At 37.4% G+C, this 13,166-nt stretch carries 14 protein-coding genes and 1 CRISPR repeat array; of the genes, 9 read left to right on the forward strand and 5 right to left on the reverse strand.

Annotated features, from left to right (window positions below; translation table 11 throughout):
- Nucleotides 1-31: 31 nt before the first annotated feature.
- A CRISPR array of direct repeats spans nucleotides 32-478; the repeat unit is 28 nt; unit sequence CTTCACGGCTGCATAAGCTGTTTAGAAA.
- Nucleotides 479-749: 271 nt separating this feature from the next.
- The 3 genes from J3U42_RS09260 to hisM are packed head-to-tail and all read left to right on the forward strand — an operon-like array spanning nucleotide 750 to nucleotide 2,977.
- Nucleotides 750-1,538 (forward strand): lysine/arginine/ornithine ABC transporter substrate-binding protein, encoded by a 789-nt coding sequence (locus tag J3U42_RS09260; RefSeq protein WP_267336283.1) that lies wholly within the window; start codon nucleotides 750-752, stop codon nucleotides 1,536-1,538.
- A 3-nt stretch (nucleotides 1,539-1,541) separates the two neighbouring features.
- Nucleotides 1,542-2,225, forward strand: coding sequence for an ABC transporter permease (locus J3U42_RS09265; protein WP_267336284.1), 684 nt, complete (start codon nucleotides 1,542-1,544; stop codon nucleotides 2,223-2,225).
- Nucleotides 2,226-2,236: 11 nt separating this feature from the next.
- Entirely contained in the window at nucleotides 2,237-2,977 is a 741-nt protein-coding gene (hisM, locus tag J3U42_RS09270) for a histidine ABC transporter permease HisM (RefSeq protein WP_267336285.1), read from the forward strand.
- A gap of 71 nt (nucleotides 2,978-3,048) precedes the next feature.
- Here hisM and J3U42_RS09275 read toward each other — a convergent pair whose 3' ends face one another.
- Together J3U42_RS09275 and lexA are read right to left on the reverse strand one after the other, a co-directional pair.
- Nucleotides 3,049-3,429: a hypothetical protein gene (locus tag J3U42_RS09275; RefSeq protein ID WP_267329130.1), complete on the reverse strand. Its 381-nt coding sequence runs from the start codon at nucleotides 3,427-3,429 to the stop codon at nucleotides 3,049-3,051.
- A 51-nt stretch (nucleotides 3,430-3,480) separates the two neighbouring features.
- Nucleotides 3,481-4,107: a transcriptional repressor LexA gene (lexA, locus tag J3U42_RS09280; protein WP_267336286.1), complete on the reverse strand. Its 627-nt coding sequence runs from the start codon at nucleotides 4,105-4,107 to the stop codon at nucleotides 3,481-3,483.
- Between the two features lie 360 nt (nucleotides 4,108-4,467).
- On the opposite strand from lexA, the gene coaE reads away from it, so the two are divergent.
- Genes coaE through tsaD form a run of 4 tightly spaced genes read left to right on the forward strand, consistent with a single transcriptional unit; the run spans nucleotide 4,468 to nucleotide 7,091 of the window.
- A complete protein-coding gene (coaE, locus tag J3U42_RS09285; protein ID WP_267336287.1) occupies nucleotides 4,468-5,088 on the forward strand; it encodes a dephospho-CoA kinase in 621 nt (206 codons plus the stop codon).
- On the forward strand, nucleotides 5,081-5,818 hold the full coding sequence (gene zapD, locus J3U42_RS09290; protein WP_267336288.1) for a cell division protein ZapD: 738 nt from the start codon (nucleotides 5,081-5,083) through the stop codon (nucleotides 5,816-5,818). Before coaE ends, zapD begins: the two co-directional genes overlap by 8 nt.
- Before the next feature lie 26 nt (nucleotides 5,819-5,844).
- The gene (gene yacG / locus J3U42_RS09295) at nucleotides 5,845-6,063 is read left to right on the forward strand and encodes a DNA gyrase inhibitor YacG (protein ID WP_220217604.1); all 219 of its coding nucleotides are present in this window, start codon (nucleotides 5,845-5,847) and stop codon (nucleotides 6,061-6,063) included.
- Nucleotides 6,063-7,091, forward strand: a complete 1,029-nt coding sequence (gene tsaD, locus J3U42_RS09300; RefSeq protein ID WP_267336289.1) for a tRNA (adenosine(37)-N6)-threonylcarbamoyltransferase complex transferase subunit TsaD — start codon at nucleotides 6,063-6,065, stop codon at nucleotides 7,089-7,091. The genes yacG and tsaD overlap by 1 nt, the downstream gene beginning before the upstream one ends.
- Before the next feature lie 91 nt (nucleotides 7,092-7,182).
- On the opposite strand, the gene J3U42_RS09305 is transcribed toward tsaD, so the two are convergent.
- Nucleotides 7,183-7,527 (reverse strand): DUF4282 domain-containing protein, encoded by a 345-nt coding sequence (locus tag J3U42_RS09305; protein ID WP_220217602.1) that lies wholly within the window; start codon nucleotides 7,525-7,527, stop codon nucleotides 7,183-7,185.
- A gap of 130 nt (nucleotides 7,528-7,657) precedes the next feature.
- Between J3U42_RS09305 and ycaO the strand changes: the two genes are divergently transcribed.
- Entirely contained in the window at nucleotides 7,658-9,424 is a 1,767-nt protein-coding gene (ycaO, locus tag J3U42_RS09310) for a 30S ribosomal protein S12 methylthiotransferase accessory factor YcaO (RefSeq protein ID WP_267336290.1), read from the forward strand.
- A gap of 51 nt (nucleotides 9,425-9,475) precedes the next feature.
- Here ycaO and J3U42_RS09315 read toward each other — a convergent pair whose 3' ends face one another.
- Nucleotides 9,476-10,306: a shikimate 5-dehydrogenase gene (locus tag J3U42_RS09315; RefSeq protein WP_267336291.1), complete on the reverse strand. Its 831-nt coding sequence runs from the start codon at nucleotides 10,304-10,306 to the stop codon at nucleotides 9,476-9,478.
- A 72-nt stretch (nucleotides 10,307-10,378) separates the two neighbouring features.
- Here J3U42_RS09315 and J3U42_RS09320 point away from each other — a divergent pair, with 72 nt between their 5' ends.
- A complete protein-coding gene (locus tag J3U42_RS09320) occupies nucleotides 10,379-10,705 on the forward strand; it encodes a nitrous oxide-stimulated promoter family protein (protein WP_220217599.1) in 327 nt (108 codons plus the stop codon).
- Between the two features lie 58 nt (nucleotides 10,706-10,763).
- On the opposite strand, the gene J3U42_RS09325 is transcribed toward J3U42_RS09320, so the two are convergent.
- Nucleotides 10,764-12,911 carry a TonB-dependent receptor gene (locus J3U42_RS09325; RefSeq protein WP_267336292.1) on the reverse strand — a complete coding sequence of 716 codons (2,148 nt, stop codon included), beginning with the start codon at nucleotides 12,909-12,911 and terminating at the stop codon, nucleotides 10,764-10,766.
- Between the last annotated feature and the right edge of the window lie 255 nt (nucleotides 12,912-13,166).

Consider the following 13,166-nt stretch of genomic DNA (forward strand, 5'->3'; position numbering starts at 1 on the left):
ATAAACGATGTTTATAGTATGTGAGATTCTAGTTTACAGCTGCATAAGCTGTTTAGAAAAAAAACCGCCATTGCTAAATCTGATTTGTAAAGTTTACAGCTGCATAAGCTGTTTAGAAATTTATTCTGCTTTAACTATATATAAAAACGCTGTTTACAGCTGCATAAGCTGTTTAGAAAAACCGCCAGTATCGAATGCGATAGCTGTAATTGTTTACAGCTGCATAAGCTGTTTAGAAATTCAGCTTTAACAACAGTCTTTTTATAACCCAGTTTACAGCTGCATAAGCTGTTTAGAAAGTAGGATGAAAGGGGGCGTTTTTAAAAATGGCTTTGCAGCTGCATAAGCTGTTTAGAAAAGCATAGTTTTTACACCAACTTTGCTGTAAATCTTCACGGCTGCATAAGCTGTTTAGAAACAAACACAAAAAAACAGCATCGCGACTTTGTCCTTCACGGCTGCATAAGCCGTTTAGAAACAACAATTTCCTGTTTTTTTACCAGACAAAAACTTTACAACTGCATAAGGATTATGGATATTTTTGTAATATCTAAAACTTTTGTTTTTATACTAAAACATAAGTATTTTCTGAAACTTCTTGTCAATGTTTTTTAGGCTTTGCTTTTATATCACATTGCTTTGTATTAGTAATTTTCGTTGCTAGGTAGGGTTGATAATTTTTTTTTATTATTAAATTGTTAAATATCACGTTATATTATTTAGCCAAAATTTAGTCACGAGAATTTATTATGAAAACATTAGTAAAAGCATTGTTTATAATGGGTGGTTTTATTTTTCCTTTGGTTAGTCATGCGGCTTTGCCTGAGACGATTAAAATTGGGGCTGATACGTCTTATGCGCCTTTTGATTTTATCAATGCCGAGGGGGAGATCACCGGTTTTAATATTGAGATTACGCAAGCTTTATGTGAGAAGGCTCAAGTTAAGTGTATTTTTCAGTCGACTGATTTTGATGCGTTGATTCCGTCTCTTTTAGCCAGGAAGATTGATATGATTTCTTCTTCATTAATGATGACAGAGAAGCGCAAAAAGCAGATTGCTTTTTCTGATGAAATTTTTCGCACTCAATCACGTTTAATTACGAAGGAAGGATCGGATTTATTGCCGACGGTTGAATCTTTAGCCGGTAAACGTGTCGGGGTTGAGCAAGGTACTGCGCAGGAGCATTTTGCCAATGATAAATGGCGATCGCATGGTGTGACTATTGTGCCATATCAAAATCAATTACAAGTATTTTCTGATCTGGCAGCAGGGCGGTTGGATGCAGCTTTGCAAGATGAAGTGACCGGTAGTTATGCATTTTTAAAACAGCCGCAAGGTAAGGGTTTTGCCTTTGCTGGCGAGGTTTTAAGTGATAAGGACTATTTTGATGTGGGTGTTGGTTTAGGTTTTCGTAAGAATGATGACCAATTGCGTGAAGCATTTAATCAAGCTTTAAAGGCGATTATTGCTGATGGCACCTATAAAAAAATTAACGATAAATATTTTGATTTTAACGTCAATAGCCAACTTAAATAGTCGATGCAAGGTTATAGTTCATTAATTTTTCATGGGGCTTGGTTGACCATTAGTTTAGCTTTAGCCTCATTAGTTTTGGCAATGATGATAGGGATTATCTGTGCGCTGGGTAAGTTATCAAAACGCAGAGTGATTAGGTTAATTTGTCAGGCTTATACGTCGTTAATTCGTGGCGTGCCGGATCTAGTGTTAATGATGCTGATCTTTTTTAGCTTGCAGTTTGCGTTAAATAATCTGACCGATTTTTTACAGATCGATATCATTGAAATCGATCCCTTTATTGCCGGCATCATCACTTTAGGTTTTATTTACGGGGCTTATTTTACTGAAACATTTCGTGGCGCTTATCTGTCGGTTTCAAAAAATACCTTAGATGCCGCAACGGCGTTGGGATTAACTCAAAGACAAGTGTTTGTTAATGTCATGTTTCCATTGATGATGCGCTTTGCCTTGCCGGGGATAGCTAATAATTGGTTAGTGGTATTAAAAGCGACTGCTTTAGTTTCGTTACTCGGGCTATTTGATTTAGTTAAAGCAACCAAAACTGCTGGTGAAGCCACCTATCAACCTCTCTATTTTGCCCTCATTGCTGGCGGCTTCTATCTGTTTTTTACCTCAATCTCAAATATCGTATTATGGTGGCTGGAAAAGCACTATTCTATCGGTATGAATAAAGCTAAATTATAAAGAGTTTTATTATGATAGATATTTTGCAAGACTATTGGAAAGCCTTATTATGGACTGACGGTTATCATATTACCGGGCTTGCGATGACACTTTGGATCTTGATTGTATCAGTAAGCTTAGGTGGCATGTTAGCGCTAATTTTAGCGGTCGGGCGTAATTCGCAATATCGTGTGATTAAGTTGCCAATTTGGTTATTTACCTATATTTTTCGGGGAACGCCACTGTATGTGCAACTGTTGATTATCTATACCGGTCTTTATACCCTAAGTATCGTTAAGGATAATGCTTGGCTGGGTGATTTTTTTCAAAGTGGTTTAAATTGTACTATTTTAGCTTTTACCCTTAATACCTGCGCTTATACGACAGAAGTTTTTGCAGGTGCTATCCGAAATGTGCCACAAGGTGAAATTCAAGCTGCTATTGCACTGGGCTTTAATCGGTTTGATCTTTACCGTTATATTATTTTGCCTAGAGCATTTGGCATTGCGTTGCCGGCTTACAGTAATGAAGTGATCTTTATGTTACATTCTACTGCACTTGCTTTTACGGTAACCGTGCAGGATGTGATGAAGATAGCAAGGGATATTTATGCCGAAACTTATCAACCTTTCCATGCTTTTTCCATTGCTGCGGTCGTCTATTTAAGTGTCAGCTTTACACTAATTTTTGCTTTCAAAAAGTTAGAGCGGCATTGTTTAGCTTATATGCGCAAAGATGAAACTGAATATAAGGAAAAATCTACATCTAAATAATAATAAACAATCAGACAGCGTATAAATCATTGCCTGATTGTTATAACGAGTGGGTGGGACAAGTCACTTAATTATTCAGCTAAACCGTCATCATGATCAAAATCAGTTCCGCCGTCGACACCATGCTCGTGGGCTCCCGGTAAAGCACGGGTACGATCGATTGGAACATAGCTACCACTCGGCGTTTCGACTTGACACTCACCTAAATAGATCGAATATTTTGTATTGGTGTGCATACTTATACCACGAAAATAGCAGTGTGTTGCATTATATAAGTCATGTCGACAAAGTACGATTATAACCAGCCAAACGATACCAATTGATAGTGCGACCCACTTTAGATTATGCCAAATAAAAGACCAAAACCCTCGACCACGAAAACGACAAAATCCAAAAATTGCCAGCAAAACTGCTACAAATCCTAGAAATTCATATAACCAAAATATCCACATATTGTTATCTCCAAAGCAATAGTTAGTTGGTATTTTATCCTAACTTTGCCTTTACATCCATGTACCGTTGCGAATAATCCCAACTGCTAAGCCTTCAATGGCAAAATTTTGTTGTTCAAGATCGACTTCAATTGGAGCAAACTCTTCGTTTTCAGCTAATAACTGAACATGCTTGCCTTTTCGTGATAGTCGTTTAACGGTAACTTCATCATCAATACGTGCCACAACGACTTGACCATTTTTAACCTCTTGAGTTTTGTGCACTGCAAGTAAATCACCGTCTAATATACCAATGTCTTTCATCGACATGCCTTGAACACGTAATAAAAAGTCGGCGTTAGGTTTGAAAAGTGAAGGGTCAACTTGATAATGGCTTTCGATATGTTCTTGAGCAAGAATAGGGGAACCGGCAGCGACTCTACCAATTAACGGTAAGCCTTCAAACTCATTTTGCTCGGCAGCATTTTCCAGCAATAGGCGAATGCCACGTGACGATCCGGCAATCATCTCAATCGCGCCTTTTTTGGCTAAAGCTTTAAGGTGTTCTTCTGCTGCATTGGCTGAGCGGAAACCCAGCATTTGGGCGATTTCGGCACGTGTAGGTGGCATACCGGTTGTTTGGATGTTTTCTTTGATCAAGTCGTAAATCTGTTGTTGGCGTGCGGTTAATGGTCTCATTATCATTTCCTGTGTTTATATACAGATATATGTGATTATATACAGCTAGGAATATAAAACCAACTGTTTTATCTGATTTTTTTACAAAAAGGCCATAAAATTTATCCGATAGTTTGAGCGATAACCGCATCATCGTTAATGTTTTTGTAAAAATAGACACAAGATTAAAGCGATAGCGGCTGCGTTTTTGGGTCTCAATAGGTTTTATTTATTTAATTGATTTATCATAACTTTCATTAACTATTGCACATCTTTTTAAAATTTAAATATTTCTTAATTTAAAGGTTATTTGCTATGTATTATGAAAGAAACTTGTATGATATACTAAAGCCAAAATAGTTATTAATTGGAATGTGTTTTATGCCTTATGTTGTTGCACTTAGTGGTGGTGTTGCTAGTGGTAAAAGTACCATTGCTAACTTATTTGCTCAATTAGGCGTACCAATTATTGATGCTGATATCATTGCGCGTCAAGTGGTCGAGGTTGGAACAGATGCTTTGGCTCAAATCGTAAAACATTTTAGCACTGAAATTTTGTTACCAAATGGCGAACTTGATCGCAGTCAGTTAAGGGAAATTATTTTTAATAATGATCATGAAAGGCTTTGGCTCAACAATTTGTTACATCCAATAATTCATCAAATAACTCAAAAGCAAATTGCAAAGCAGACCGCCCCTTATGTTATTTGGGTTGTGCCATTATTAATTGAAAATAATTTACATCAATTAGCTGATAGGGTACTAATGGTTGATGTACCTGAAACGTTACAAATGGAACGTTTAATTTATCGAGATAAAATAAGCGAGTCATTAGCAAAACGAATGATACGTACGCAAGTACCTTTAGCCGAGCGCTTATCGTATGCTGATGATATTATTGTCAATAATGGTAACTTAGCCTCGTTAAGTGAGCAAGTTAATAAGTTGCATCAACAATATTTGAACAACTTTTTTAAAATAAAGAATAACAAGTATGAATAGTATCATTTTTGAACATCCATTAAATGAAAAAATGCGCACGTGGCTTCGTGTCGAATTTCTATTGAATCAATTAAAGACGCATAGCCAATTAGATGAAACAAATGCGTTAATGTTTTTCCATGCATTATCCGAACTGTTAGAAATTATTGAACGTAATGATGTGAAAGGCGATTTAATTAAAGAGATTGAAGCGCAAAAGCAAAAGCTTTCGTCATGGCTGGATATTGAGGGTGTCGATCAAGAATTATTAAATCATCTGATCAGTAAATTTCATGATTACCTCACTCAATTTAATGCGATTATGCGTTTAGGACAACCGTTAAAAGATGATCGTTTTCTTACCGCCCTTCGTCAACGGTTAACCATACCGGGCGGCTGTTGTAGTTTTGATCTTCCTTCTTTCCATTTATGGCTTAAACAGCCACAACAAAAACGCGATGAACAAGTTCAAAATTGGTTACAACATTTAATCCTACTTGATCAAGCCCTGGCTTCTTGTATGCAATTGATTCGGCAGTTGGGCGAATTTCAATTTTTTACCTGCACCAATAACTTCTTTCAAGAAACTAACGGCGAAGTTAATTTGATTCGGATTCGGGTTGATTTAGATAAAAATGTCTTCCCGCAAGTATCCGGGCATATGTCACGTTATAGCATCCGTTTTTTACCTCTTGACGCATATGATAATATGAACACTGATAGTATTGAATTTGAATTAGCTTGTTGCTAATACCGTTTAATTAAAAAAGAGTTTAAATGAATAAAAATCCTGTCACATTTGTTAAATGCCCAACTTGCCAAATACAAGTTGAATGGTCAACACAAAGTCCGTTTCGTCCATTTTGTAGCAAGCGATGTCAGCTTATCGATCTTGGTGATTGGGCAAGCGAAGAGCATCGTATTGCCGATAAAGCACAAATTGAAGAAGATCTTTGGAGTGAAGACAATATTGATGATTTGAGGGATAAGTATTAATGAAAGTACTGGGTATTGAAACCTCGTGTGATGAAACTGGCGTGGCGATTTATGATGATAAACATGGATTAATCGCCAATCAACTTTATTCGCAAATTGAGTTACATGCTGATTATGGCGGCGTGGTGCCTGAACTCGCGTCACGTGATCATATCCGTAAAACGGTACCTTTAATTCAAGCTGCACTTAACGAGGCGAATTTGTTAGCCAGCGATATTGATGCTGTGGCTTATACTGCCGGACCGGGGCTAATTGGTGCATTAATGGTCGGTGCATCAATTGGGCGTTCGTTAGCTTATGCATGGAATGTGCCGGCTATTGCTGTGCATCATATGGAAGGGCACTTGCTTGCTCCTATGTTGGAAGATAATCCCCCACAATTTCCTTTTGTCGCTTTGCTGGTTTCAGGCGGACATACTCAGTTAATTAAAGTAACTGGCATTGGGCAGTATGAATTAATGGGTGAATCGATCGATGATGCCGCAGGTGAAGCGTTTGATAAAACGGCAAAACTCCTTGGACTTGATTACCCCGGTGGGGCTAAACTATCGGAATTGGCTAAGCAAGGCGATCGGTTACGATTCCAATTTCCAAGACCGATGACTGATCGCCCAGGGCTTGATTTTAGTTTTTCAGGTTTAAAAACAGCCGCAGCCAATACAATCAATCAATATCGTGATGAAAGTGGTGAGATTGATAATCAGACTAAAGCTGACATTGCCAGCGCTTTTGAAGATGCATTAGTCGATACTTTAGTGATTAAATCTCGTCGTGCTCTTGAACAGACTAATTTCAAAAGATTGGTTGTTGCCGGTGGCGTAAGTGCTAATAAAACATTAAGGGATAAACTAGCAAAGCTTATGCAACAACGTAAAGGCGAAGTTTTTTATCCTCGCATCGCATTTTGTACGGATAATGGTGCGATGATTGCCTATGCTGGCATGATTCATTTGGCTCATTCACAACGCGATGATTTAGCGATAAATGTTAAACCCAGATGGCCTTTAAATGAGCTTAATGGTGGCTAAATAAGAGAATTATTTGTTATATTATTTGTCAGCAAAGTGAGGATAAACCTCACTTGCTTATACAATTAAGCATTAAAATAGTGCTAGTAGCTTATTGATTGTTAGATTCGGATTTCTCTGTATCTTGAACTTTGTCAGCAATGATATCAATATCTTTAGGGTCAATCTTGAACAAAATAATAATTGTTTCGCAGATAACTCGTGAAGACATAATTCCTACAACTATAATGAATAACCCCATTATAATGTCATATAAAGCACCAGAAAAATTATAAGAAAAAGATTTAAATCCTCCCAGAATTGTCGCTATTCCCATAAATGCAAAGAAGATTAATAAAATCCAATAATAAAGTGTTAAGAACATGGGTGTGAGAGGTTTTTTTAGCTTTAGAAGATCGGTGACTTTAACATTATTCAAGTTTGCTATGTTTTTCATTGTGTTTCCTTTTATTTCCTCAGTTATGTTTCGGTTTTTTACTACATTGACTATAATACAACTAAAACGATTTAAAAAAACAATCGGTACAACGGTTACAATTTTAACATAAAATTTCTTGAGATTAAATATGAAAACTTTTATCCCTGGCAAAGATGCCGCGCTTGAAGATTCAATTAGTTACTTTCATCAACAATTGGCTAAATATGGTTTAGATGTTAAAGAAGCATCTTGGCTTAATCCGGTTCCTAATGTTTGGTCAGTACATATTCAAAACATCAACTGCCCACTCTGCTTTGCAAATGGTAAAGGAGCAAGTAAAAAAGCGGCACTAGCTTCAGCGTTAGGGGAATATTTTGAGCGTTTATCGACCAATTATTTCTTTTCGGATTTTTATTTAGGTAAACAGGCTGCCAATGCTGAATTTGTTCATTACCCGTCAGAAAAATGGTTTTCAATTCCTCAAGATAATCGTTTACCAAAAGGCTTACTTTCTGAAAAACTGCTGAAATTTTATGATCCGGATAACGAATTGACCGCCAGCGATTTAATTGATTTGCAATCAAGTAACCACGCTCGTGGGATTTGTGCGTTACCTTTTGTGCAACAATCGGATCAACAAATTATTTATGTTCCGGTTAATTTAATTGCTAATTTATACGCTTCTAATGGCATGTCGGCCGGTAATACACGTAATGAAGCTCGGGTGCAAGCGTTGTCGGAAATTTTTGAACGTTACGTAAAAAATAAGATTATTGCCCAGGCAATAAGTTTACCGACGATTCCTGCTGATGTGATTAATCGATATCCTTCAGTCTTATCCGCCATTCAAGCGCTGGAAAGTGAAGGCTTTCCTATTTATTGTTTTGATGCATCGTTAGGCGGACAATTTCCGGTTATTTGTGTGGTGTTGTTTAATCCGCAAAACGGCACTTGTTATGCCTCTTTTGGTGCGCATCCTAACTTTGGCGTAGCATTAGAAAGAACAGTGACTGAATTATTACAAGGGCGTAGTTTAAAAGATCTCGATGTGTTTTCGCCGCCAAGTTTTGATAATGATGAAATAGCTGATTTAAGCAATTTAGAAACGCATTTTATTGATTCAAGTGGTTTGATCTCGTGGGATCTTTTCAATGAGCAAGCCGATTTTGACTTTGTCGATTGGGATTTTTCCGGAACAACCGAACAAGAGTTTGAAAATTTAATGGCGATTTTCACCGCTCATCATGTCGAAGTTTTGATTATGGACTATGAGCATTTAGGTGTATATGCTTGCCGAATATTGGCGGTAGGTATGTCAGAGATCTACCCACCAGAAGATCTGCTGATTGCCAATAATAATATGGCCATTGAACTTCGTAAGTTAATTTTATCTTTACCAAATGGCAAACACACCAGCAAACACTACCTTTCCCTTATTGAGCAGCTAGATGATGCCGGTTTGGATGATTTTGCCCGTATAAGAGAATTATTAGGTATAGCAACAGGTAAAGATAATGCATGGTTAACCTTAAGAGTAGGTGAGTTAAAAGCCATGCTCGCCTTAGCCGCTCAAGACCTTGAGCAAGCCAAATTGTGGATCGATTGGACGGTTGAAATGAATGAGTCAATCTTTACCGCTCAGCGTAACCATGCTTATCGCTGTTTGCAAACGTTAGTAAACTTTATACTTGAACGAGATATCGAGCAGTTTAATCAATATCAAAATGCCTTTAATAAGATGTATGGCAAAGCTTGTGTTGATGAAATGTGGCAATATGCAACCGGTAAAAAACGATTCTTCGGTTTAGCGGATTTAACAACCAATAATCCGGTCGAAAATGACAATCTTGAACAGTTCGCTATGCATCAATCCTTGCTGGCGGTTTATCATAAATTACATCAAACCATGTTATAATCCCGCTTTATTGCGGCGTCAGCCACCGTTTTTTATGACGCCGCAATAAGTTTAACCTTGTCGGGCAAATTCAGCGGCTTGCAAGACTAACTGTTCGTTAGGCGTGATGTCGGTATATAAGATAAATTGCTCAAGCGCTTGCAACACCGCAACATCGGCGCCGGATATAATCTTTTTATTGACACGTTTGGCATATTTTATCAACGGTGTTTCAACCGGTAATGCAACGACATCAAACACAATATCAGATTGTTCAATCAGGGTTTCACTAAACGCCAATTGATCTGCTTCAATGCCACCTTGCATACCGATAGGGGTAACATTAATGATTAATTTTGCTTGCTCGGGTGAAATACTCGCTTCATCTGCAACCCACTGATAACCATAACGGTTTGCCAGCGCTTGCCCTTTTGACTCATTACGAGCTGCAATTATGCCATGTTTAAACCCTTTGTCGTAAAAAGCGCCAATGACCGCATTAGCCATTCCGCCACTGCCTTTTAATACAAATGGCGTGGTTTTAGCAATTTGATTGCTTTCGATGAGTTTTGCAACAGCAATATAATCAGTATTGTAGGCTTTTAAATAGTGATTGGTATTTACTATGGTATTAACCGATTCAATGGATTTAGCAGAATTATCCAATTCATCAATAAACTCAATACAAGCTTGTTTATAAGGCATTGATATGGCACATCCTCGGATTGCCAGCGCTTTAATGCCATATATTGCATCTTTCAAATTATTGGTGGTAAAGGCTTTATAAAGATAGTTAAGATCGAGCTTTTCATATAAGTAATTATGAAAACGGGTACCGAAATTGCCCGGGCGAGCTGAAAGAGACATGCATACTGTTGTATCTTTGTTAATCATTCTTACCATGATGACTAATCCTTGTGTTCAAAGTGATATTACTTTAGTATTTTAGCATTTTTTTTATGTATGTATTGAAATATGGTTGCAAATAATACTGGTCCTAAAATAGAACAAGAAAAATCGACAGTGAGCGTGATGATCCATTTATATTGCCAGAAAAAACATCACTCAAAAGCCAATCAATTGTGCGATGAGTGTCAAGATTTACGGCAATATGCGATGCAACGTTTAACCATGTGTCGTTTTGGTGAAGCGAAAACCACCTGTGAAAAATGTCCTCGCCACTGCTATCGTAAAGATTATAAAGAAAGAATAAAACAGGTTATGCGTTTTGCCGGCCCCAGAATGATGATCTATCATCCGGTTAAGGCGCTAAAGCATCTGTATAAAAATCTTATTAGTTAGATTTTATTATGACTATGTGATTCATCACATAGTCATTTTGCTTAATTTAGACTACTGATTAAAACTTCATACTTGCACTGATAACCGCATTAAATTTTGCTGCCGGAATACTTTCATAAGCAGTGGTATAGTTTTTGTTTAAAATATTATTCAGATCAACGCCTATTTTATATTGCCTGTTGGCACCAAATGAGGTGGTCGTTGATAAGTTTACTGTTGACCAACCGCTATAGCGATAAACCGATGACTCACTGCGTTTAGTTGCATTTGTTGCCATGCGCATAAACAGATCGGCATCGATATCAACGTGATCAAAATAGGCAGTGTGTTTTAATCCAATATTGCCAGCAAAGCGTGGATTGCCGGTATCATAAGTGGTGTATTTATCGGTTTTTATTTGCCGACGTAAATAGTTACCTTTTATATAAGGGGTAACAGGTAAATCAACATATTCAACCATAAATTCTAAACCATAAGTTTTGGCTTTATTGGCATTATCATAATAGCTAAAATTGCTACCAATAGCGCCATCACAAATCGCTGAACCATCACAGCTCATCTCGGTGATATAGTTTTTCGCTGCAGAATAGTAGATAGCCGCATCGGCTAAAATTTTGTTATTGTTATAACGCAAGCCAATTTCGTAATTATTCGATTTTTCCGCTTTTAATTTGGAATTGCCATAAAGCGTTTGGTCAGATGCCGTGGTGACTGCATACAGGTGCGAAAGGGTTGGATAGACATATCCTTGGGCAAACGATGCTCTTAACTGAGTATCACGGATACCGGAATAAGTCAGCCCGGTTGATACGACAAAATTGTTATCATGATCGCTTTTTTTGCCGTCGGTTTTAACTGTTGACGTTGCCGATCCAACTACTGGCGTTTTATCAATAATTGACGATCCTTTTTTTAGTTTCGAAGTCACCCAATATTGGCGCACACCTAAATTCCATGAAATATCCTCGGTGATATCCCAATCATTTTGCCCAAATAAAGCAATGCTCGATTGTTGCCATTTGTTCGAGGAGAATTTATTTTGAGTATAGCTTTTAATTGGTACCGGCATTTTTGACACAACGACATTATGCGAATTTTGATCGACATTATCTTGCTGATATTGAAGCCCGGCAATCAAATTCATGTTTTTAGCCGGCACAAAGTCAGCTTGAAACGTCATACCATAAGTTTTTTGTTCATCATCGGTTGCCGTGCGGGTATCAACGTTTATTCTGGCATTCGGCGCTACGTTAATATGGTTACGAAATTGTCGATTTAGTTTTTGCGCATAGGCATCATAATGCAGTTTTTTAAGAAAAGAGCCGTCAGCTTGATAGTCATAAAACAGGCCGATTTTTTCACGTTGTAATTTAGGAATTTCAACCGAGAACTCTTTAATAGCAGGATTATTTTTTGATTTATCATAGTAGGTTTTGGTATCTAATTGATAACGATCTAAAGATAGCCCCAATTTATGTTGATCAAGATTAAAACCAAACCATGAACTTAAACTATTATTACCAAAGTCGGTGTTGTGAAGTTTGCCTTGATACGCTTTACGGTCATTGTTTTTCGCATTGCTACCACTGATGCGATAATCAAAAATATTGTCGATTGAACCATTAATAGTGCCCATTTCGGTAAAGCCGTCGGTTGCGCCATTGTAGATCACTTTAGCGTCACCGCTTAACGGCGAACCGTCTTGGCTACCTTTACGCGTAATAAAATTAACTACGCCACCAATCGCTTGCGAGCCATAAAGCACAGAGTGAGGACCTTTAATCACTTCGATGCGTTCCACCGATTCCATATCAATTAATACTCCAGCGCTTGAGCCATGCCCGGAACGATGATAGGTGACTTCTTGCCCGTCAATTAACATCAAAATACGTGAGGGCGCTTCACCTCGTATCATAATTTGTTTTCGGCCTGCTAAGGCATTATCCATAATTTCAACGCCGGGAATATCGCGTAATGCTTCAACAACTGAATCGCCATTTTGATTTTCAATTTCATCTCGATTAACTGCCGTCACCGAAACCGAACTATCCCAGACGGTTTTTTCGTTTCGATCAGCGGTCACAACAATGGTATCTTGCGGGGTGGATTTTTTGGTATCGGCAAAAGTTTGATCAATGAAAAGCAAATTGGTTAATGAAATGCAAATCGCTGTTGCGATATGAGTTTTGGTAATGTTTAAATCCATTATTAACTTAATCCTATTCTTCTCTTTTTTTATAGGTTTTGAATAAAGATTGAATGATAACCATTATCATTTAAGCTGTAAATAGCATTATGCAAATTAATCGATATTGATCACACTCTTTGCCTCAATTTTGCTCACAAATACTGCTCTAAAAAGGAAAATGGCAGTTGTTATCGATTAATAAAACAGCGTGAATTGACTAATTTATTAAAATAAATATTTGTGATTATCCATAACAAAACTTACAATAGCCAT

The organism is Gilliamella sp. B2923 (assembly GCF_026536565.1).
Classification (GTDB): Bacteria; Pseudomonadota; Gammaproteobacteria; order Enterobacterales; family Orbaceae; genus Gilliamella.